Genomic DNA, 20,459 nt, shown 5'->3' with positions numbered 1-20,459 from the left:
TAGTGTGAAACAAACGTCTTCACACTAGAGCCAAGCATGCCAACCGTACACTCTATTACTTACCAGCTTCTCCGCCGACAGGGACTCAACACTGTTTTCGGTAACCCCGGCTCCAATGAACTGCCGTTCCTCAAGCGCTTTCCTGAAGATTTCCGTTATGTCCTTGGCCTTCATGAAGGTGTGGTCGTTGGCATGGCTGACGGTTACTCCCTGGCCACCGGCCTGCCGGCGCTGGTCAACTTACATGCAGCCGCGGGTACCGGCAATGCGATGGGAGCACTGACCAATGCTTGGTACTCTCATTCACCGCTGGTCATTACGGCAGGCCAACAGGCGCGTTCGATGATCGGTGTTGAGGCCATGCTGGCTAATGTTGATGCATCAACACTTCCACGCCCGTTGGTTAAATGGAGTTACGAGCCTGCCTGTGCAGAGGATGTGCCGCGTACGTTGAGCCAGGCAATTCACATGGCTAATCTGCCAGCCCGGGGGCCGGTTTATGTCTCGATTCCTTATGACGACTGGGATCATGAACTGGAAGGTGACGCAGCCCAAGTCGTTGAACGCGGCGTTAGCCATGCCGGTTTACCTTCAGCCGCCCAACTGGAAGCTTTGGCAGAAAACCTCAAACAAGCACACAGCCCTGTGTTGGTATTAGGGCCTGAGGTTGATGCTGTGCGTGCCAATTCACTGGCCGTGGAACTGAGCGAACGACTCTGTATGCCGGTGTGGGTGGCACCGTCTGCTTCGCGCTGTCCGTTTCCGACACGCCATGCTTGTTTCCGCGGTGTGTTACCGGCGGCTATTTCGGGAATTTCGGATAAGCTGGATGGCCATGATTTGATACTGGTGATCGGTGCCCCGGTGTTTCGCTATCACCAATATTCGCCGGGCCGTTACTTACCCCAAGGCGCGAAACTGTTGCACTTGACCGGCGACGTGCAGGAGGCCGCACGCGCCCCGGTGGGCGATGCTCTGGTTGGCGACATTCATGCCACTCTGGAGGCTCTGTTGCCACTATTGGCACAAAGTGACCGTGTTCTGCCCAACCCCCTTCCTTTGCCACCACCTCAGGCGGTTTCCTCGGGACGTCTAGCCCCGGAGAGTGTCTTTGACTCCCTTAATGCCCTAGCGCCAGAGGATGCGATCTACGTTAAAGAGTCGACGTCGACAGTGACTGCTTTCTGGCAACGCGTTGAAATGCGCCACCCTGGAAGCTACTTCTTCCCGGCGGCAGGGGGACTCGGGTTTGGCTTGCCTGCTGCAGTGGGCGTGCAACTAGCTCAACCCGATCGGCAGGTGATTGCAGTCATTGGTGACGGTTCAGCGAACTATGCTATCAGCGCTTTGTGGAGCGCCGCTCAGTACAACGTTCCGGTGGTATTTATCATTCTCAAGAACGACACCTATGGAGCGCTACGCTGGTTCTCGCGGCTGCTGGATGCAGAAGACGCTCCGGGGCTCGACGTGCCAGGGCTGGATTTTTGTGAATTGGCTCGGGGGTACGGTGTTGAGGCGGTTCGTACTGAGACGCTTGAGTCCTTTGAGGACGCGCTATGCCGGGCGCTGGATGCTTCCCGCCCGATATTACTGGAGGTGCCGACAACAACGATAGAACCTTGATACGAAGCTACACCCAGAGGGCGTGGTGATCACGCCAAACAATGAAGGTAATAACAATGACAGAGAGAACTCTCATGAAAAAAACACTATCGCCACTGTTACTCAGCCTATCAACTGTAGGTCTTTGTGCTTCGGTTAATGCTGATACAACACTGCGGATGTCTCACCTGTGGCCTGCTGGCTCGACGGTTAACCAGGAGGTTTATCAAGCCTGGGCACAAAAAGTAGAGCAGGAGTCTGACGGCCAGTTAAAAGTAGAAATCTATCCTTCCCAGACTTTGAGCAAGGCTGACCACGCTTACGAATCGGCGGTTAATGGCGTGGCTGACATTGCCATCGCTGTACAAGGCTATACCTCCGGTCGCTTCCCTCTCTCCGAGATCGTGCAACTTCCTGGCGTATCCACTAGCGCATCGCAAGGGGCCTGTATTTTACAAACGCTCTATGATGAAGGTGACATAGCGGAGGAGTACGAAGATGCCCATACGCTATTTTTATTCACCACTGGGCCAGCCTATTTACATACACAAGATTCCGAAATTAAAACGCCCGCTGATTTAGAAGGTCTTAGGATGCGGCACCCCAGCGAGGTAGCAGGAGAAATGCTCACAAGTATGGGCGCGCACCCAGTGGGTATTCCTGCACCAGATATTTATACGTCACTGCAGCGTGGCGTGATAGATGGATTAAGTTTCCCTTGGGAAGCCATGACGGTGTTTCGTATCAATGAGTTAGTGAATCATCACTTGGAGTTGCCATATTATACAGGCACGTTCGTAGCCACTATGAATAAAGCCTCTTATGATCGCCTCTCTCCCGACCTAAAAGCAGTGATTGATAATAATAGTGGTATGACATGGGCTAGTAAGGCCGGTCAAGTATTTGATGGTATTGATAAAACTGGGCGTGAAGAGGCTATGGCTCAAGGTGACACCCTCTATGCAGTGGAAGATCCACTCAATGACCCCGCCTGGGCTCCCCCTCTTAAGCAAGGCACTGAGAACTACCTTGAGCGACTTGAGCAAAGGGGCTTGGATAGCGCTCGTTCTGTCTACGAGAAAGCTCTGACGTTACGCGATCAGTGTGAAAAATAAGTATTGGCGCAACGGTGGTCAGCCTTACCATTTACATTATAGGAATACGCCATGAACACTCTCGATCTGCTTATAGGTGGCCATCCACGCTCAGCTCATGAGTCCGCCACCTTCAAGCACACCAACCCGCTTACCGGTGATGTCGTCACCCAGGCCGCGGCGGCATCTGCTAGCGATGCTCAGGCCGCCGCCGAGGCTGCAGCCCGTGCCTTCCCGGCTTGGTCTGCGACCGGCCCCGGCGAAAAGCGCGCCAAGTTGCTCAAAGCAGCAGAGGTCATGGAAGCGCGGCAAGCCGACTTTATCGAACGCATGGTCGATGAAACCGGCGCTACGCCAGGCTGGGCAGGCTTTAACGTCATGGTCGCCGCCAGCATTCTGCGCGAAGCGGCGTCGCTGACCACCCAGGTAGGCGGCGAGGTAATACCCTCTAACGTGCCCGGCAGTTTGGCGATGGGCGTGCGGGTACCCTGTGGCGTAGTGGTGGGGATTGCCCCCTGGAACGCGCCGATTATTCTCGGCACCCGTGCCATTGCCACGCCGCTGGCGTGTGGCAACACGGTGATTCTGAAGGCCTCGGAACAGTGCCCCGCCACGCATCATCTGATCGGGGAGGTGCTGATTGAGGCTGGCCTGGGCGATGGCATCGTGAACGTGGTGACCAATGCGCCGCCACAGGCCGCCGAGGTCGTCGAGGCGCTGATCGAGCATCAAGCCGTACGGCGTATCAACTTCACCGGCTCTACCCAAGTGGGGCGCATCATTGCCGAAAAAGCGGCGCGTCATCTTAAGCCGGTCTTACTGGAGCTGGGCGGCAAGGCGCCGTTCGTGGTGCTTGACGATGCCGACCTGGACGCCGCCGTTGAGGCCGCCGCCTTTGGCGCCTTCTTCAACCAGGGCCAGATCTGTATGTCCACCGAGCGACTGATTGTGGTGGATGCGGTCGCCGACGCCTTCGTCGAAAAGCTGGCCCGCAAGGCACAAACGCTACGCGCGGGTGATCCCCGCGGCGAAGGCAATGCGCTGGGCACGCTGATCAATCGCGAATCGGGTGAAAAGCTTAACGCCCTGCTTGACGACGCCCAGCAGCATGGCGCTCGCCTAGCCTGTGGTGGTAAGGCCGAAGGCGTCGTCATGCAGCCCACCGTGGTGGATGGGGTTACCCAGGCAATGCGTCTGTATGGCGAAGAGTCGTTCGGCCCGGTAGTCGCAATGATGCGCGTCAAGGATGAAGAAGAAGCCCTGCGCGTGGCGAACGATAGCGAATATGGCCTTTCGGCCGCCGTATTCAGCCGCGACACCGCCCGCGCGATGCAGTTTGCCCAGCGCATTGAGTCGGGTATATGCCATATCAACGCCCCCACCGTGCACGACGAGCCACAAATGCCGTTTGGCGGCGTTAAGTCGAGTGGCTATGGGCGCTTTGGCGGTAAAGCCGGAATTGAGGAGTTCACCGACCTGCGCTGGATGACCATGCAGCTGGGCCCGCGCCATTACCCCATTTAGCTAGTGTAAGCAGGATGTCTGGTAAGAAAGCGACGTCAATAAGAAATCCTTATGGTGGGGCGACTTGCTCGGTAGAGAAGTATACCGAGCTGACAAGGTAATCGTATTTTTCACACTGAAGCCGCCTTGGTGTGTTTGAAGGTGGCTTTTTTTTGGTACTTCAGGCGATCGTTAAGTGCGCTACTGGTCGCTACTTCGACCATAGTGGCGAGCGAATATTGGAAAAGTCCAATTATATAATGCCATTGTACCTTTTATAGCAAGCCTTCTAGCCAGCAGCACTGGAGACTCTAAGCACTCGGCTAGAACGACGCGTTGCTATACCTGAGCATAGACGAATGTCGATTAGCTCTACGCCTCGTAGTGGACTAATGTGATGGCTTAAAGCGAACTAGTATTCGCTATGCGAACTTGAAATAATCCAAGAAAGTCCCGGAGGCTCCCATGAAAATGTCCCTATCCCAATGCATTTTGGCAGCGGCAATTGCTGGCTTGGCCGTTAGCTCTGCACAGGCAGAGACCACCCTGCGTATGGCCCACTTTTGGCCTGGCCCTTCCGGCGTTAATCAAGATGTTTTGCAAGCATGGGCCGATACCATTGCCGAAGAGTCCAATGGCGATCTAACCATTCAAATGTTTCCCGCCGGTACCTTAGCCAAACCAGATTCTATTTATGAGGCAGCCGCCAACGGCATTGCCGATATTGGTGCCACTGCGCAGGGGTATACGGCAGGCCGGTTCCCGCTCTCACAGATCGTTGAACTCCCCGGGGTAGCGGGCACGGCAACGCAAGGTGCTTGCGTACTACAAACGCTTTTTGATGATGGCCATTTGGACAGCGAATACGAAGATACACGCCCGCTGTTTATGTTCACCACCGGGCCTGGCGGTATTCATACCATCGACACCGATGTGCAAACGCCTGCTGATCTCGAAGGGCTGCGCATTCGTCGTCCCACTGCGGTCGCGGGTGAAATGCTGGAAAATATGGGCGCAAGCCCGGTGGGTATGCCAGCGCCCGATATTTATACCTCTATGCAGCGCGGCGTTATTGATGGCCTGAGTTTCCCCTGGGAAGGCCTAAAAGGCTTCCGTATCAACGAACTCGTCAACTATCACACCGAAGTGCCGTTCTACACGTTGATCTTTGTGGCCACCATGAATCAGCGTAGCTATGACAGCCTGACCCCCGAGCAGCAGGCGGTGATCGATAATAACTCCGGTATGAAATGGGCTGAAAACGCCGGTGCGGTGTTTGATCGGCTCGACGTAGAAGGCAAGCAAGAGGCGGCCGACGCTGGCCATACCATTCGTGAAATCGAAAATCCGCTGGCGCATCCAGACTGGCAGGAACCGCTTGAAACAGGCATCGAAAACTACCTGACGCAGTTGGAAGAGCGCGGTTTGGATCAAGCGCGCGATGTCTATCAGGCGGCGTTGGCAGCCAGTGAGTCTTGCAGCACCCAATAGGGGTAATGTGTCATGCAGTCTACTCTTTACCGGGCCAGCCACTGGCTGGCCCTTATTTGTCGCTTGGTGGCCGGGGTCGCTTTGATTGGCCTGCTGGCGGTTACCATTGCTGATGTCAGCACACGCTACCTTTCCCGGTTGACGGAGGGCGCGATTGCGCTGCGCGTATCGGGGAGCGTGGAGTTGGTTAGCTATTTGATGCTGTTCGCGCTATTAGCAGCGATGGCGGCTAATGTCGAAAAAAGCCAAGTGGTGGTGGAAGCGTTCTCACATCGCTTACCACAAGCAATCAAAAATCGCGTGCAAGGCGTCTTTTTGCTCGGTTTTATGGCGCTGGGGCTAATCCTGTTTGTGGGGTTACTGGATTCTGCTGCTGCCGCTACGCGGCACGGGGAAATAACCCAAGACCTGCGATTGCCCATGGGGCCGATTTATCGATTGGCAGCGGTGCTTAGTTTGCTATTGGGGATACGCAGCTTTATTCACGCCTTGCTAGGCATGATTTATGCGGCGGGTGAGGAGGCGGCTCATGGGGAGTGAAGCGATTGGTGCCATGGGGCTAGGGCTTTTATTGGTACTGATGATTCTGCGTGTGCCAGTAGCGCTGACGATGCTGATCGTTGGTGTAGTGGGATTCGCCCAAATCATTAGCTGGGATGCGGCGGTTGCCCAGTTAAAAACCGTTCCTGTCGAAGTGCTCTCTAACTACAGCTTCAGCGCCGTGCCCATGTTTATTTTAATGGGCGTACTGGCTGCCCACTCGGGGATGGCCGGTAAGCTGTTTGATTCTACCCGTATTATTTGCGGTGGCTGGAAGGGCGGCCTGGCAATTGCGGCGGTGGGCTCTTGCGGTATTTTCTCCGCTATCTCCGGTTCTTCTTTAGCAACGGCGAGCACCATGACCCGTGTGGCGTTACCCGAGATGGAGCGTTACGGCTACAACCGTGGTTTAGCCACCGGCGCGCTGGCTGCTGGCGGCACGCTGGGCATTATGATCCCGCCCAGTATCGCGCTGCTTATCTACGCCATTCTTACGGAACAGTCCGTTGGCGATATGTTTATGGCGGGGCTGATTCCCGGCCTGCTAGGGCTGGTAATGTACTCCCTGACCATTACCGTGGTGATGTATCTACGCCCCTCCCTGGCGGTAGCGGGCGAACCCACTGCCTGGAAAGAGAAGCTGCTCTCGCTGACCGGTTTAGTGCCGTTCTTTGGCGTTTTCCTGGTGATGATTTTAGGTATCTATTTTGGTGCCTTTACACCCACCGAGGGGGCCAGTGTCGGTGCATTCGCCACGCTGCTCTATGCTCTGGTAAAAGGCATGCGCGGTGCCCAGTTATGGCACAGCGTACAAGAGACATTGGCGCTTTCCGCGGTAGTGTTCTTTATGCTGGTAGGGGCAGAAACGCTGGGGTATTTCATCTCGGTGTCGCGCATTTCGTTCTCCATCACTGACCTGCTCTACGGTATGGATCTAACGCCCATCGTCGTAGTGCTGTGCATCTTGGCGCTCTACTTTGTGCTGGGTATGTTTATGGACTCCATCGCCATGCTGGTAATCACCGTGCCGGTGGTGTACCCGATTATTCAGGCCATGGGTATCGACCCGGTATGGTTCGGTATTTTGACCGTACTGACTGTTGAGCTGGGGCTGATGACCCCGCCGGTGGGGATGAATGTGTTCGTGATTAAAGCGATGGCGCCGCATGTCGGGCTGGGGGAGATTTTTAAAGGGGTAGCTCCCTTTGTGGTGTCTGACTTAATACGACTGGCGCTGTTAATTCTCTTCCCGATACTATCGACTTTCTTTTTACTCTAAGCGGGGTTAACTCCTTTGTGACTGCCGAAGCCGGAAATCCCGCGGCGAAAGCGCTGTATTACGCTTAAAAAAGCGCGTGAAGTAAGCCGGTTCAGAGAAGCCTAAGCTGTCGGAGACCTGGCCAATGGTCATATTGGTATAGGTGAGCTGGCGCTTGGCTTCTAGCAGCAGGCGTTCGTGTAGCAACTGCAGGGCGCTGCGCCCGGCGAGTTGGCGGCAGAGCAGGTTCAGGTGCGCGCTACTCACCCCAATCTGTTCGGCTAACTTTTCAATACTCGGCTGCTCGCGATATTGCGCTTCAATTAACGCTTGATAGTGTTCTAAATGCTGTCGTCCTTTGTCACTTTGGCGGGGACCATAGCGTTTTGCCGTGCTGCCTGTATAAGCATAAAGACGCGATAGCTCTACCACCAAGGCTTGGATAAGTGCTTCGAGTAGGCGGTTGCGTCCGGGGGCCGGTTGGCGGTACTCCTGGTCGATCTGGGCCACCAGCGTGGCAATTTTGTCGGTCTGGTTTGGCTGGAGCAGCGGATAGAAGTCGGCTTTTTTTAGCGTACTGCTCTCACCCATGAGTGCATGTAAGTGGTCGGCCAGCGGTTTGGCCAGGGTGATAATGTGTCCTTCCACATCCGGTGAAAAGAGAAAGCCGTGAATAGCCATTGCGGGCACAACGATAGCGCTGGGGCTCTGAAGCTGATGGCCTGTTCCCTCCAGTTCCAGCTCAACGCTACCGTGAGAAATAAACAGAATATGCACGAGATCAGCGTGGCGGTGCGGCCGGATACGCCAGTCATGTAGCTGGCTGCGCTCGGGGATGGACTCGCAGTGGAGCAAGTCGGGCGTGGGCCAGTGCTGCGTCTCGCCATACAGCTTAAAGACCGGAACGGACGTTGCCGATGAGGCTGGCATCACCTGCTTCTCCTATACGACTAAGGTGGGGTAATAAAGTGCTAAATGTCCAATAATTGATCTAGATCATGCCTTATTATGCGGCGTGTTTCATTGAAAAATACAAGTCATACGTTTTAGATAATGACAATGATGAGGCATCCCCTATGAAAACACAGGTCGCGATTATTGGCGCAGGGCCTTCAGGCCTATTGCTGGGTCAGCTACTGCATCGCCAAGGCATTGATAACGTGATTGTTGAGCGGCGTAGCGGTGAGTATGTATTGAGCCGTATCCGCGCCGGTGTACTTGAGCAGGGCATGGTGGACTTGCTGCGCGAAGCGGGGGTTGACCAGCGCATGGATGAAGAGGGCCTGCCCCACGACGGTTTTGAGCTGGTTTTTGATAACCGCCGCGTGCGGGTTGCGCTGGACGAGCTGACCGGCGGCAGCAAAGTGATGGTATACGGCCAAACCGAGGTCACGCGGGATCTGATGGAGGCCCGCGCCGCCGCTGGCGCGACAACGCTTTACGAGGCGGAAAACGTTCAGCCCCACGACCTGGAGAGTGACAGCCCCTACCTCACCTTTGAACATAACGGTGAAACGGTCAGGCTTGAGTGCGACTACATCGCCGGATGCGATGGCTATCATGGTGTCTCCCGCCAATCGATCCCTCAAGAGCGCATTAAAGAGTTTGAAAAGGTCTACCCGTTTGGCTGGTTGGGGATGCTCTCGGACACGCCTCCGGTCTCTGATGAGCTGATTTACGCAAGCCACGAGCGCGGCTTCAGTCTGTGCAGCATGCGCTCCGCCACCCGAAGCCGTTACTACCTTCAGGTACCCTTGGATGAAAAGGTAGAAGATTGGTCGGATGAGCGCTTTTGGCAAGAGCTGAAGCGCCGCCTGCCTGACGACGTTGCCGCAAAGCTGGTGACTGGGCCTTCGATTGAGAAGAGCATCGCACCGCTGCGCAGCTATGTGGTCGAACCCATGCAGTACGGGCGGCTGTTCCTGGTCGGTGATGCGGCGCATATTGTTCCGCCCACCGGTGCCAAAGGGCTTAACCTGGCGGCCAGCGACGTCAATACGCTCTATCGGCTAATGGTGAAGGTCTATCAAGAGGGCCGCACGGATTTGATCGAACGCTACTCGCAAACCTGCCTGAAGCGCATCTGGAAGGCGGAGCGTTTCTCTTGGTGGATGACCTCCATGCTGCACAACTTCTCTTTAGACAAGAGCTCTGATGAGGAAGATTTCAACAGCCGCATGCAGTTAGCCGAACTGGACTACGTCACCAGCTCTAAGGCAGGGATGACCACCATCGCGGAAAACTATGTGGGTCTGCCCTACGAATCACTGGAATAGCGCCTACCTCTTCTGCATTTATCCTCCTTGCCCAGGCGTCAGCTTGGGCTTTTATTATCCTGCCATGCCTGAACAGGCTCCAACGTCGGACCTAGCACGGTTGCTGGTGGGCGGTTTCCGTGGTGGGCTTGGTGCAGGAGTACCCAAAGGGTGAATGGCTGGGTCAAGAGGCGATGAAAGCCCTGAAGATGGGACATGACTGGAGTGTCTCTCATGCGTATTTTCCGAGCGCTGCTGCCTTACCTGTTAGCAAGTCTTGGAACATTAGTGTTGCTAGCTTGGCTACTGTGGCTGACGTTAGCGCTGCTATAGATAAGCTATATATGGCATTCACTGGTGGGGGGGCAAGGACTCACCTTGAGAGGCCCTCCCACCTTTAAGCTATTCATGGCTATCTGGCTCGCAATATCCCGGATTCCTTTTATCGGACTGACGGTGGAGGAAAGGAAATGAGATAGCTCGGCGAGGTCTGCGACGACTACCTTCAGAATGAAGTCATAGCTGCCGGTAACTGCGTAGCAGTCAACCACTTCATCTCGGGATAGCAAAGCTGCTACGGCATCTTTCGGCGAGATCAAACGCCCTTTGTCAATCGAGAGAGAAATAAAAGCAGTGACCTTGAGGCCTAATGCCTCTGGGTCGAGGCTCAGGGCATGGCCTTGGATGACACCACTTTCTTCCAGTCGAGCGATACGTCGAGAGCACTGGCTTGGCGATAAGCTTACTGTCTCCGCAAGGGCAGCCAATGTTAGGCGAGCATCTCGCTGCAGCGCATGAAGAATCCAACGGTCAAAGCGGTCAAGTGGTTCCATCTTTAAATATGGCCCTTATATGCAAACTATTTGCATAAAATGCCCCTTTTTCGATTAATAACGCAAGTTTTTCCCGCGCTATCCCTTCTAAAATCACAAGTAGGTTCATTATAAGACTAACTAGAGGCCGCTATGACTTCGACTCTTAAACGCGTGAACGACCTGGATTGCCGCGACCCACTAGCGGCATTTAAGGCTCGCTTTGCTTTGCCCAAAGGGGTGCTTTACCTGGATGGTAACTCCCTAGGGGCTCAACCTTTGGTTGCTCGAGATGCCCTTGACGCAACGCGTGATCAATGGCGAGATGAACTGATTAAGGGATGGAACCAAGGTTGGTTTGATGCACCTGAGCGCCTGGGGGATCTTCTGGCGCCGCTGGTAGGTGCTGGCGCTGGCGAGGTGATCGTCACCGATAACATCACACTTAATATTTTTAAACTTTTAGGCTATATCACTGAATCGCAAGGCCGTTCGCGCTCAGTCATTTTGAGCGAAGGCGGCAACTTTCCCACTGATGGTTACATCGCTCAAGGGCTGTGCCGCTTTGCAGGATTTGAGCATCGAGTACTTCCAGAAGGGGCAGTGCTAGCTGACCATCTCAGTGATGACGTGGCCGCTGTCGTGTTAAGCCAAGTTAATTACCGCACTGGGCGACTACGGGATATGTCTGAGACGACTGCCCTGGTACATGCGCAGGGTGCAGAGGTGGTTTGGGATCTGGCGCACTCTGCTGGCGCACTTCCGGTGAATCTGCATGATTGCGGCGCCCGCTATGCGGTCGGTTGTACCTATAAATACCTCAACGGTGGCCCCGGGGCACCCGCATTTCTTTATGTGCATAAAGATTATCAGGACAAAGGTTGGCAGCCGCTTTCGGGCTGGCATGGTCATGCAACTCCCTTTGCTTTCAACTGCGACTACGCTCCCGCTTCCGGCATCACTCGTTTTCGCACGGGCACTCATTCGGCGCTGATTTATGCTCCCTTGGAAGCCACTCTGCGGCTTTGGCAGGAAGTGGATATGGTCGCGTTAAGAGAAAAAAGTCTAGCGCTGAGTGAGCTGTTCCGCGACTGTCTGGCTGACTTGCTGAAATCTGAGGGTATTGAGGACATTACTCTGCCTCAGGCGGAGCGTGGCAGCCAAGTAGCATTTACTCATCGCAAGCATGGTTATGCCATTGTGCAGGCACTGATTGAACGTGGCGTGATAGGTGACTATCGGGAGCCTGGGCTAATGCGTTTTGGTTTCACACCTCTTTATCTTAGCTATGAGGATGTATGGCAGGCAGCCCAACACTTCCGGGAGGTGATAGAAAATCGCGAATACTTGGAAGCTCGTTTCCAGACTCGCTCAGAGGTGACCTGAGATGTTACGCGATGCGGAGTTTGCAGCGCGTGAACACGCTTATTCCCCAAGTCGTTGGGCGCGAAATCATGAAGCAACGCTTGCTCGTCAAGCAAGATTGGGTGAGCAATTAAGAACATCCCATTCGCCTGAACGACTTGCTTATGGTTCGGCGCCATCAGAGGGAGTTAATCTTTTTCTCCCGGAAGGAGAAGGGCCCTGGCCCCTCATGGCATTTCTACATGGTGGTTATTGGCAGGAGTTAACTGCCTCGGCGACGGACTTTATGGCACTTCATTGGTTGAAACAGGGGTGGGCTTTTGCATCTTTGGATTACCCGCTGGCACCGGAAGCTTCCATTGAGACGATGGTGGCTTCTTGCCAGCAGGGGGTAGATGTCTTGCGCCGGAAAGCGAGTGGTTACGGGTTAAGTGGCCGTATTCATTTAGGTGGCCACAGTGCCGGGGCTCAGTTAGCACTAATGAGCTGTTTGGGAAAGACAGCATTATGTGACATCGAGTCACTTTTACTGGCCAGCGGTATTTATGACCTTCGGCCTCTAGTAGGCACTTACATTGATGCTCCACTGGGGTTGGATGCCGAGCAAGCTGAGCATCTTAGCCCATTGTGCCAGGCATTGCAGGGGCTGCCGCCATTACAGTTGGTGCATGGTGAGCTTGACCCTCCAGCTTTCCGCACCCAAGGCGAAGCAATGAAAGTATTAGCGCAGGCCTCAGGAGTAGAAGTAGGGCTATCTAGTCGAGCAGGCTGTGATCACTTCGACATTATTGAGTCACTACATCAGGAGTTCATGTTTTTTAATGGCTAGTGGTGTGATGTCTTTAACAAACCCTGCGGTGATTAGATAAGAGCTATATATATCTTAAATGGAGTAACTATGAACAATTATGATAAGAAAAGTGCTAGCCAAAGCACGTTAAACTTGAAAGATGAAAAAAATGTTCATTGGGACCAGGATATCAGTTATGGGCAGTACCTAGAACTAGAGCCCCTCCTGTCGTGTCAGCGGCCGCGCTCAGATGTGCACGATGAAATGCTATTTGTAATCATTCATCAAGTTTCAGAGCTATGGCTTAAACAGTGTCTTCATGAAGCTCATGCAGCTGCTAATCATGTAATGGCTGATGAACTTCAACCTGCTTTAAAAATGCTAACGCGGGTCGCGCGGATACAGGAGCAAATGATTCAGGCCTGGGAGGTGCTGGTTACTATGACACCAGCAGATTATATTTCCTTCCGCGACAGTCTTGGGCAAAGCTCTGGATTCCAGTCATACCAATATCGGGAGTTGGAGTTCCTTCTAGGAAATAAACACCCAGGATTGATTGAAGCGCACCGTTCGCATCCTAAGAATTATCAACATTTGATTAATGTGTTAAATGCTCCAAGTCTTTATGATTCATGCCTTAAGTTGTTGAGTCAGCGTGGCTTCTCTCTTCCTGAAGATGTGACTGATCGAGACTTCTCGGAGCCGTATGTTGCTTCCTCTGAAGTTGAAGCCGTTTGGGCTGATATCTATCGAGATACTACCAAGTATTGGGATCTTTATGAGTTGGCTGAGAAATTGATTGATACAGAGTATAATTTTCAAAAATGGCGCTTTAGTCATATGAAAACGGTGGAAAGAATTATTGGATTTAAAGCAGGTACCGGAGGAACCGCTGGTGTTAGCTATCTTAAAAAAGCGCTTGACTTGAAATTCTTTCCAGAGCTTTGGTCTGTTCGTACATTGATGTAGATACAAGCTTCAAGTCTCAAGAGATTTTCCATATTGTCTGTGAAGGCGGCCAGAATGCCGTCTTTATACCCACTTTCGTGTGTTGAGAAACACCATCCTATTAACAAGCGCCTTGATAATAAAATTTAAAAAATTGGTGAATTTTACCTTCTTTAAGGGTGAATACTATGACAAAAAAACCATCTGTTTTCGGCGGCGTCTGTATCGTCGCGTGTGTCTGCGTTGGTGCTGGAATGCTTGGTTTGCCTACGGCGGGGGCAGGTGCTTGGATGATGTGGTCTACGCTTGCACTGCTTGCCACCATGCTTATCATGACGCTGTCTGGTTGGATGCTGCTGGAGGCGCTAAAGCACTACGATCATCGAGCGTCATTCAGTACCGTTACTAAAGATTTATTAGGAAAAAAGGCTAGTTATTTTAATAACTTGATGGCCTACTTTGTTGGAGGGATTTTGCTGTATGCCTATATAACATCAGCAGGTCTTATGATTTCAGGCGTTGTTAGTATTAGCAATGAGGTGGCTGCAGTAATCTTTGTAGCTATATTTTCATCATTTGTGCTTTATTCTACTAAAGCGGTTGATAAAATTTCTGTTGTTTTGATTTTGTTCATGGTGTTGAGCTTTGTTTTTGGCGTTTTTGGTCTGACTTTCAATGTTAAACCATTTAATATTTTTAGTAACCTATCTCAAGAGTTCCGCTATTTTCCATATGTGCTGGCAATGTTTCCTGCTGCGCTAACATCTTTCGGGTACCATCACACTGTGGCTTCGTTAAGGTCGTACTATAAAAGCGAGGCGTTAGCAAAGAAAGCCATATTGGGAGGCACCCTAATAGCGTTATGCTTATATCTGGTATGGATTTTCAGTGTGTATGGGAATTTGCCGCGTTATCAGTTTGGAGCAGTGATTGCTAAAGGGGGCAATGTTGATGTGCTTTTAGCGAGCTTGGGTGGTGCGATAGAGTCTGAGCGAGTTGCTAATGTTATTAGTATTTTTTCTGCAGCAGCAATTTTCTCATCATTTGTCGGTGTTGGTCTGGGGGTGTTTGACTTTCTAGCCGATTTGTGTGGTTTTGAAAATAATCGAAAGGGGCGGATGAAAACGTGGATACTTACGTTTTTTCCGCCTCTTGTTTTATCTCTTTTCTTCCCTTTTGGTTTTTTGATAGCGATTGGTTATGCTGGAGCGGCGGCTACGGTTTGGACATGCATTGTTCCCGCATTGTTGGCGAGAAAATCGCGATCTCTCCCCAAGCGTGAAAGTGACTTTGTAGCCCCAGGTGGGAATAAGATGATTTACTTGGTCGTATTTTATGTTGCTGCTGTAGCAGTAATACATTTTATGGGCGTTCTAGATTTATTGCCTAGCCCAGGCCTATGAAATAGCAATTTGCAAGTAATGCTTGGCGCATGATGAGTGAAAGTATCGATGAAAATCTACAGCCGCGCGATATACTCTTAATAAAGACGTTTGCGATACGGCGTTTATTGTTTAATCACACGGCACGGCCTTGTTTCAGTATTGGCTTGCTGCATTGTAGCGGAGGCTATATGGCTAAATTCTTTCAGGAATTTCGTGAGTTTGCGGTAAAAGGCAATGTTGTCGATATGGCAGTGGGTATCATTATTGGCGGAGCGTTCACGCTGATTGTACAAAGCCTGGTAGCCGATGTGATGAACCCGTTAATTGGCTTGCTGGTCGGCGGGGTCGACTTTTCGAATCTGTTTGTCGTGTTGCGCCAAGGGGCGGTTGAAGGGCCTTATGCAACGCTGGCGGATGCTCAGGCGGCCGGGGCGGTAACGCTGAACGTGGGGCTGTTTATCAATGCGGTGGTGAGCTTTACGATTGTCGCCTTTGTGGTGTTTCTTTTGGTGCGCACGATCAATCGGTTAAAGCGGGAAGAAGCGGTGGCGCCGACAAGCCCCACTGAGCAGCCTTGCCCTTACTGTTTGATGGTCGTGCCTATTAAAGCGACACGGTGTGGCCACTGCACGGCGACGTTACCGTCATCAGCGGTAGCAGAGCCGCTGCCTGAAGCCACCGCTACAGCCCCGCCCCACACGCCTCCCGCCAAGTAATCACTCAATGCAATAAGGTGCCCATTCAGGCACCTTATTACGTCTTTTAAAACAGAAACTACGCTCGTTTCTTGAGTGTTTTGCTGTCTGGTTTTTGACTATCACTAGCATCGCTGGGTTGTGGCAGCGAGGGTAGCGATTTAGCCAGCATTTCGACACTGTGACGGTAATAGAGCTGGCTCTTGTTATGTTCGCCTAGGCTTGCATAAAGGCGGGCAAGCTCAGCGCATACTTCACCGTTGGGGCGCTGGCGCTGGCTGGCTTCAAAGTATTCCAACGCTTTTTCCCATTTGCCGGTGCGCAGCGAGAGACGACCGCAGGCTAACAGCAGCTCGGGGTCGTTGGGGCGTTCTTGCAGCCACTTTTCGGCTTTCACCAGTTGGCGTCCTGCGTCTACATTCAGCAGGCCGTAGCGTTTCACTAGCCGTGCGTCCCAGTGATGATCCAGCGAGTGGTTAAGCAAGCGTTCGGCGATCGGCTCTTCGTTGGCTTGAATCAGCGCTTCGGTGTAAAGCACGATCAGTTCCGTATTGCCCCGCAAGTAGTCAGGCATGTCGGCCCACAGCCCACGCACACGCTCGATATTGGTGGGATTTTGCGATTCAAATACGATGAGTTCGCGGTAGGCTTTAAACTCGAGCTGCTCGCGTTCCTGCTGAGTAATCAGCTTCTGGGCTGCCAAGCGGGGAATCAAGCGCCGTAGGCCTTCCCAGTCGTTAACGCTCAGGTGCACCTGTTTAAGCAGCTTGAGCACCTGGGGATGGTTCGAGAGCTTTTTATCCAGACGATTGAGGATCGCCAATGCTTCTTCCGGCTGCTGGCGCTCAATCATCATTTGCGCTTGCATCAAGCCTACGGCCGTATCGGCGCCTTCAGTCGTTAGCTGCGCCTGATTAAGGTGCTCCTGGGACTTGGTGTGATTGCCCTGGTAGTGGGCTGCCAGTGCCGCCGATAGGTAGTTAACCAGCGGTGTGCTGGAGTCATCGGCGGCGTTAACCAGGGTTCTTTCGGCTTTTTTCCAGCGACCTTCTGTGAGCGCTACCAGCCCCCGTACGGTGCGCTGCATGGCGCGCCGGTTACGGGCGCGGCTGTTCCAGCTACGAAAGCGTCCCATGGGACGAATAATGCCGCTCAGCAGGCGGAGTACGAAGTGCAGCACAATAAACGCGGCGAACAGCAGCACCAAGCCAAACCAAAACGAGGTTTGCATGGAGGTGTCACCAACGCGGATCAGCCAGTAGCCAGGCACCGACATCATCAGATGCCCAAACAGGGCCCCGACGGCAAGGCCTGCGACGATCAGGAGAATAAGCTTTCTCATGCATCACCTCCGCTTTCACCGCGCGACTCGTAGCGGTTTTCAATAAAGCGAGCAAGCTCCTGCTGTGAGGCGCTTATATCGGGCAGTTCCGGTTTTACCTCAGCCTGCTTAAGCTCTTCAAGGCGCGCAATAACGCTTTGTGTTGCTTCGCGAGTCGTATCGTAATAGCCGTTCAGCAGCTCTAGCGCTTTATCGATACTCGCGTCATAAAGCTCTTTCTCTTCGTTGAGCAGGGCCAGTTGAGTCTGCTCAAGTACCAGGCGCAGGCTTTGACGCAGGTACGACTCTTGCTCCGGTGTTACCAGGGCTTCCAGCGCTTCGTCGTGATGGCGAATCGCCACTAGGTCTTTTAGCTCTTCACCGAAGCGAGCCAACTGGCGCTGGAACGTGCCGGTGGGTGGCTGTTCGATGCTAGAGGTCACCGCGCGCTCTTCGATTTCTTGCGAAAGGCGCAAGCTTGAAATGCGCTCCTGCTGGGCATTTAACGCTAAGTAGAGGCCGGTGCGGTCAACCTGGGGCACTGCATCGAGTGCCGCTAGCTCATTGGCAATTTCACGGCGAACGGTGGTTAGCGCGGGGTTGTCAGCATCGACCAGGCGGGCGTCGGCGGTGCGCAGCAGCGCGGCCGCGCCTTCAACATCGCCTTCTAACTGCAGGCGCTGATTGGCTAGGCGGAGAAGGTAAGCAGCTTCGGCATGTAGCCAGTCTCGGTCATCGGTCTCTTGCTCTTGAGACAGCTGGTCAAGCACTTGGCCCAGGGTTTCGTCGACGTCGCTGCGGTAGCTGTCAAACTCCTCGCGCAGCTCGCCCATGGTGCCTTGCAGCGCTTCATCGCGCTCAGCTTCGCCGCTATCTATGCGTGACTCTAGGTCGCTTACCGCCTGTTGCGAGGCGCTGCTCTCAGCCTGTTGCGCCAGCTCGTTGAGTCGTTGCTGTTGGCTTTCCAGGCGCTGCCAGCCTTGCCAAGCAACCAACGCCAAGGCGATTGCCAGAATAATGACTAGGGCAATAGCAAAGCCACTGCCTTTGCCGCCACCGCTACCATTACGGCTGCTCGGTGGTGGTGTGGTGCCGGTTGTTCCACCGTTAGCTGGTTTTGCCACATCTGCATTGGAGCTTGAGGTGGAGCCAGAGCTGGAAGAAGGCGAGTTCGAAGACGAAGAGGGCGCAGACTTAGTCTCTGAAGGTTTAGTCTCTGAAGATTTAGTCTCTGAAGATTTAGTATCGGAAGGCTTAGTGCTTGAAGGCGTCGATGCAGCGGCGCTCGGCGTCGAGGAAACTACACTGCTATTTGCGTTACTTGCGTTGTCGCTAGGCTTATCTGCGCTAGTGGAGGCGGTATCCGCAGGGGAAGTACTCGTCTGAGGAGACACAGCCTCTGCACCGCTGGGCGAGGTGGTACTGGCAGTCGACGATCCTTTGCCGCGCCGCTGCGAACGACTATTTTTAGCACCACTTTGAGGCGATGCTGTTGAGCTGGGTGGCGTGGCCGGCACGCTCGTGTCGGAAGTGGCAGCCTGGTCACTTGTTTTAGAGACGCCTTGAGAGGCATCAGTGGACGTCGGTTTTACATCGCCCTGATCGTTTACTTGTTTGCTCATCTGTCGCTAGCCCTTAGTAAGTTCCTTGATCGACATCGGCACCCTGTGGGTCGCAGGTCTCCAACGCCGCTATCAACGCAGCTGGCGTTGCTCCCGACGCCACCTTGAGGTCACTAAAACCCAGTATGCCTGCCAGTGTAGCCAAACGGCGACTGGAAACGATTAGCGGTTGGTTCAAGGCCGCCTGATTACACCATTTTGCCAGATGTTCCAGTAGTTCGCTGCTGGTGACGATCAACGCCCGGTAATTAGCTGAAAAAATGCGCGTTTGCAGAGCAGGGGAAAGAGGTTGCAGCGTGCGCCGGTAGACGGCTGCGCGCGTTACCTGAGCCCCTCGCTGAGCAAGCGTTTCTGCGAGTAGTGGGCGGCCCCCTTCGCCCGCCACCAGTAGAACTCGCTGATGGTCTAACTGCTGCAGCGAGGCAAGCGCAAGCAGTGCTTCACTGGTATCTTCGCCCGCCGCAGGTAACGGTAAATGTACGCGGACACCCAACTGCTCATAAAGTGTGCTCGCGGTGGCGCTGCCAACGCTGTAATAGTCAATGCCGATGGGGAGTTGTGGCCAGTAGCGATCCAGCGCTTCGCTTAAGCACATGGCGGCAAAGGGGCTGATGACGATTATCTTATGGTACTGATCAATATCCAGCCAGATTCGACGTAACTCGGGGGCTTCTGGCAACGCTTCAAGTTGCATTACGTTTAGCGATTCAACGCTTTCGCCTTGGGCGCGTAAGGCAGCGGCTAATGCTTCACCGCGCTCACCGGGGCGGCAGATCAGTACCGGTTGGCTCATAGTTCTCGGCCGTAAACCTCTGCCAAAATATCGCCTGCACCTTGATCGAGTAGATCTTCAGCAATGCGAATGCCCAACGCTTCAGGTTCGTGCATTGAACCTCGGCCTTCGGCACGAATAACGTCGGTACCTTCTGGGTTGCCGACAAGGCCGCGTAACCAAATGGTTTCATTATCAATGTCGAGTACTGCATGGCCAGCGATGGGGACTTGGCAGCCGCCTTCCAGGCGGGTGTTCATGGCCCGCTCGGCGCGCACCCGCGTGGCGGTATCCGCATCATCAAGCGGGGTTAATAGGGCGATAAGCTCGGGGTCGTGCAGGCGGCACTCAATGCCAAGCGCTCCTTGGCCACAGGCGGGCAGGCACACTTCAGGCGGTAGCGCTTGGGCAATTCGCGCATCCAAGCCCAAGCGTTTGAGTCCAGAGGTGGCAAGGATGATGGCGTCGAACTCGCCAGCGTCGAGTTTGGCGAGACGTGTTTGCACGTTACCGCGCAGGTTAAGAATTTGCAGGTCGGGACGGGCTTCGCGCATTTGCAGGCCGCGGCGCAAACTGGCGGTGCCAATGCAAGCACCTTCTGGAAGCTCCTCCAAGCTAGAATAGTGGTTAGACACAAAAGCATCGGTAGGGTCAGCGCCCTCCAAGATGACCGAAAGACCTAGCCCCTCAGGAAAGTGCATCGGCACATCCTTCATGGAATGAACTGCTATATCGGCTCGGCCGTCTAGCATGGCGTCTTCCAATTCTTTAACGAATAGTCCTTTACCGCCAATCTTGGAAAGAGGCGTATCGAGAATTTTGTCACCCTTGGTAGAAAGTGCCACAAGCTCGACCTCGAGCCCGCTGTGTTCCGCCATCAAACGGTCACGAACGTACTCGGCCTGCCACATGGCCAGTTGGCTTTTACGTGTGGCAATGCGCAGTTTTGTGATAGATAGCACGTTGTTCTCCCTATACCGCAGACACGGCGAGTCAAACTATGATA

Annotated in this window: 19 protein-coding genes; 13 read left to right on the top strand and 6 right to left on the bottom strand. The window is 53.6% G+C overall.

Going from position 1 to position 20,459, the window contains the following annotated elements; all coding sequences use genetic code 11:
• Positions 1 to 36 precede the first annotated feature (36 nt).
• The 6 genes from mdlC (at position 37) to QT230_RS12560 (ending at position 7,509) form a co-directional block, all read left to right on the top strand.
• Complete coding sequence (mdlC, locus tag QT230_RS12585; protein WP_308322177.1) at positions 37 to 1,623, top strand: benzoylformate decarboxylase; 1,587 nt, start codon at positions 37 to 39, stop codon at positions 1,621 to 1,623.
• Between the two features lie 74 nt (positions 1,624 to 1,697).
• Positions 1,698 to 2,717, top strand: coding sequence for a TRAP transporter substrate-binding protein (locus QT230_RS12580; protein WP_308322176.1), 1,020 nt, complete (start codon positions 1,698 to 1,700; stop codon positions 2,715 to 2,717).
• A 51-nt stretch (positions 2,718 to 2,768) separates the two neighbouring features.
• Entirely contained in the window at positions 2,769 to 4,220 is a 1,452-nt protein-coding gene (locus QT230_RS12575; protein ID WP_308322175.1) for an aldehyde dehydrogenase, read from the top strand.
• 444 nt (positions 4,221 to 4,664) lie between these two features.
• Positions 4,665 to 5,690: a TRAP transporter substrate-binding protein gene (locus tag QT230_RS12570; protein ID WP_308322174.1), complete on the top strand. Its 1,026-nt coding sequence runs from the start codon at positions 4,665 to 4,667 to the stop codon at positions 5,688 to 5,690.
• Positions 5,691 to 5,702: 12 nt separating this feature from the next.
• Entirely contained in the window at positions 5,703 to 6,230 is a 528-nt protein-coding gene (locus QT230_RS12565; RefSeq protein ID WP_308322172.1) for a TRAP transporter small permease subunit, read from the top strand.
• Entirely contained in the window at positions 6,220 to 7,509 is a 1,290-nt protein-coding gene (locus QT230_RS12560) for a TRAP transporter large permease (RefSeq protein WP_308322171.1), read from the top strand. The genes QT230_RS12565 and QT230_RS12560 overlap by 11 nt, the downstream gene beginning before the upstream one ends.
• Positions 7,510 to 7,515: 6 nt before the next feature.
• On the opposite strand, the gene QT230_RS12555 is transcribed toward QT230_RS12560, so the two are convergent.
• Complete coding sequence (locus QT230_RS12555) at positions 7,516 to 8,418, bottom strand: helix-turn-helix domain-containing protein (protein ID WP_308322170.1); 903 nt, start codon at positions 8,416 to 8,418, stop codon at positions 7,516 to 7,518.
• A 146-nt stretch (positions 8,419 to 8,564) separates the two neighbouring features.
• Here QT230_RS12555 and pobA point away from each other — a divergent pair, with 146 nt between their 5' ends.
• The gene (pobA, locus tag QT230_RS12550; RefSeq protein WP_308322169.1) at positions 8,565 to 9,764 is read left to right on the top strand and encodes a 4-hydroxybenzoate 3-monooxygenase; all 1,200 of its coding nucleotides are present in this window, start codon (positions 8,565 to 8,567) and stop codon (positions 9,762 to 9,764) included.
• 317 nt (positions 9,765 to 10,081) lie between these two features.
• Here the strand turns inward: pobA and QT230_RS12545 are convergent, their stop codons facing one another.
• Entirely contained in the window at positions 10,082 to 10,576 is a 495-nt protein-coding gene (locus QT230_RS12545; RefSeq protein WP_308322168.1) for an Lrp/AsnC family transcriptional regulator, read from the bottom strand.
• Positions 10,577 to 10,708: 132 nt separating this feature from the next.
• On the opposite strand from QT230_RS12545, the gene kynU reads away from it, so the two are divergent.
• The 5 genes from kynU to mscL all read left to right on the top strand — a co-directional run bounded on the left by kynU (position 10,709) and on the right by mscL (position 15,759).
• Positions 10,709 to 11,941: a kynureninase gene (gene kynU / locus QT230_RS12540; protein ID WP_308322167.1), complete on the top strand. Its 1,233-nt coding sequence runs from the start codon at positions 10,709 to 10,711 to the stop codon at positions 11,939 to 11,941.
• A gap of 1 nt (position 11,942) precedes the next feature.
• A complete protein-coding gene (locus QT230_RS12535; protein WP_308322166.1) occupies positions 11,943 to 12,749 on the top strand; it encodes an alpha/beta hydrolase in 807 nt (268 codons plus the stop codon).
• Between the two features lie 69 nt (positions 12,750 to 12,818).
• Positions 12,819 to 13,679: a tryptophan 2,3-dioxygenase gene (gene kynA / locus QT230_RS12530; protein ID WP_308322165.1), complete on the top strand. Its 861-nt coding sequence runs from the start codon at positions 12,819 to 12,821 to the stop codon at positions 13,677 to 13,679.
• Between the two features lie 167 nt (positions 13,680 to 13,846).
• Positions 13,847 to 15,061 carry an aromatic amino acid transporter gene (locus QT230_RS12525; RefSeq protein ID WP_308322164.1) on the top strand — a complete coding sequence of 405 codons (1,215 nt, stop codon included), beginning with the start codon at positions 13,847 to 13,849 and terminating at the stop codon, positions 15,059 to 15,061.
• A gap of 170 nt (positions 15,062 to 15,231) precedes the next feature.
• On the top strand, positions 15,232 to 15,759 hold the full coding sequence (gene mscL, locus QT230_RS12520; protein WP_308322163.1) for a large-conductance mechanosensitive channel protein MscL: 528 nt from the start codon (positions 15,232 to 15,234) through the stop codon (positions 15,757 to 15,759).
• Between the two features lie 58 nt (positions 15,760 to 15,817).
• Here mscL and QT230_RS12515 read toward each other — a convergent pair whose 3' ends face one another.
• Together QT230_RS12515 and QT230_RS12510 are read right to left on the bottom strand one after the other, a co-directional pair.
• Positions 15,818 to 17,080, bottom strand: a complete 1,263-nt coding sequence (locus QT230_RS12515) for a heme biosynthesis HemY N-terminal domain-containing protein (protein WP_308322162.1) — start codon at positions 17,078 to 17,080, stop codon at positions 15,818 to 15,820.
• On the bottom strand, positions 17,077 to 18,183 hold the full coding sequence (locus QT230_RS12510) for a uroporphyrinogen-III C-methyltransferase (RefSeq protein WP_308322161.1): 1,107 nt from the start codon (positions 18,181 to 18,183) through the stop codon (positions 17,077 to 17,079). The genes QT230_RS12515 and QT230_RS12510 overlap by 4 nt, the downstream gene beginning before the upstream one ends.
• Before the next feature lie 19 nt (positions 18,184 to 18,202).
• On the opposite strand from QT230_RS12510, the gene QT230_RS12505 reads away from it, so the two are divergent.
• Positions 18,203 to 18,445 (top strand): hypothetical protein, encoded by a 243-nt coding sequence (locus QT230_RS12505; protein WP_308322160.1) that lies wholly within the window; start codon positions 18,203 to 18,205, stop codon positions 18,443 to 18,445.
• A 249-nt stretch (positions 18,446 to 18,694) separates the two neighbouring features.
• On the opposite strand, the gene QT230_RS12500 is transcribed toward QT230_RS12505, so the two are convergent.
• Positions 18,695 to 19,474 (bottom strand): uroporphyrinogen-III synthase, encoded by a 780-nt coding sequence (locus QT230_RS12500; RefSeq protein WP_308322158.1) that lies wholly within the window; start codon positions 19,472 to 19,474, stop codon positions 18,695 to 18,697.
• Positions 19,471 to 20,415: a hydroxymethylbilane synthase gene (hemC, locus tag QT230_RS12495; RefSeq protein WP_308322157.1), complete on the bottom strand. Its 945-nt coding sequence runs from the start codon at positions 20,413 to 20,415 to the stop codon at positions 19,471 to 19,473. Before hemC ends, QT230_RS12500 begins: the two co-directional genes overlap by 4 nt.
• Between the last annotated feature and the right edge of the window lie 44 nt (positions 20,416 to 20,459).

The sequence above is a fragment of the Halomonas sp. SpR8 genome, assembly GCF_031010195.1.
Taxonomy (GTDB): Bacteria; Pseudomonadota; Gammaproteobacteria; order Pseudomonadales; family Halomonadaceae; genus Vreelandella.
Note: the sequence above shows the minus strand (reverse complement) of the source record. Positions and strands in the feature narration are given on the sequence as shown.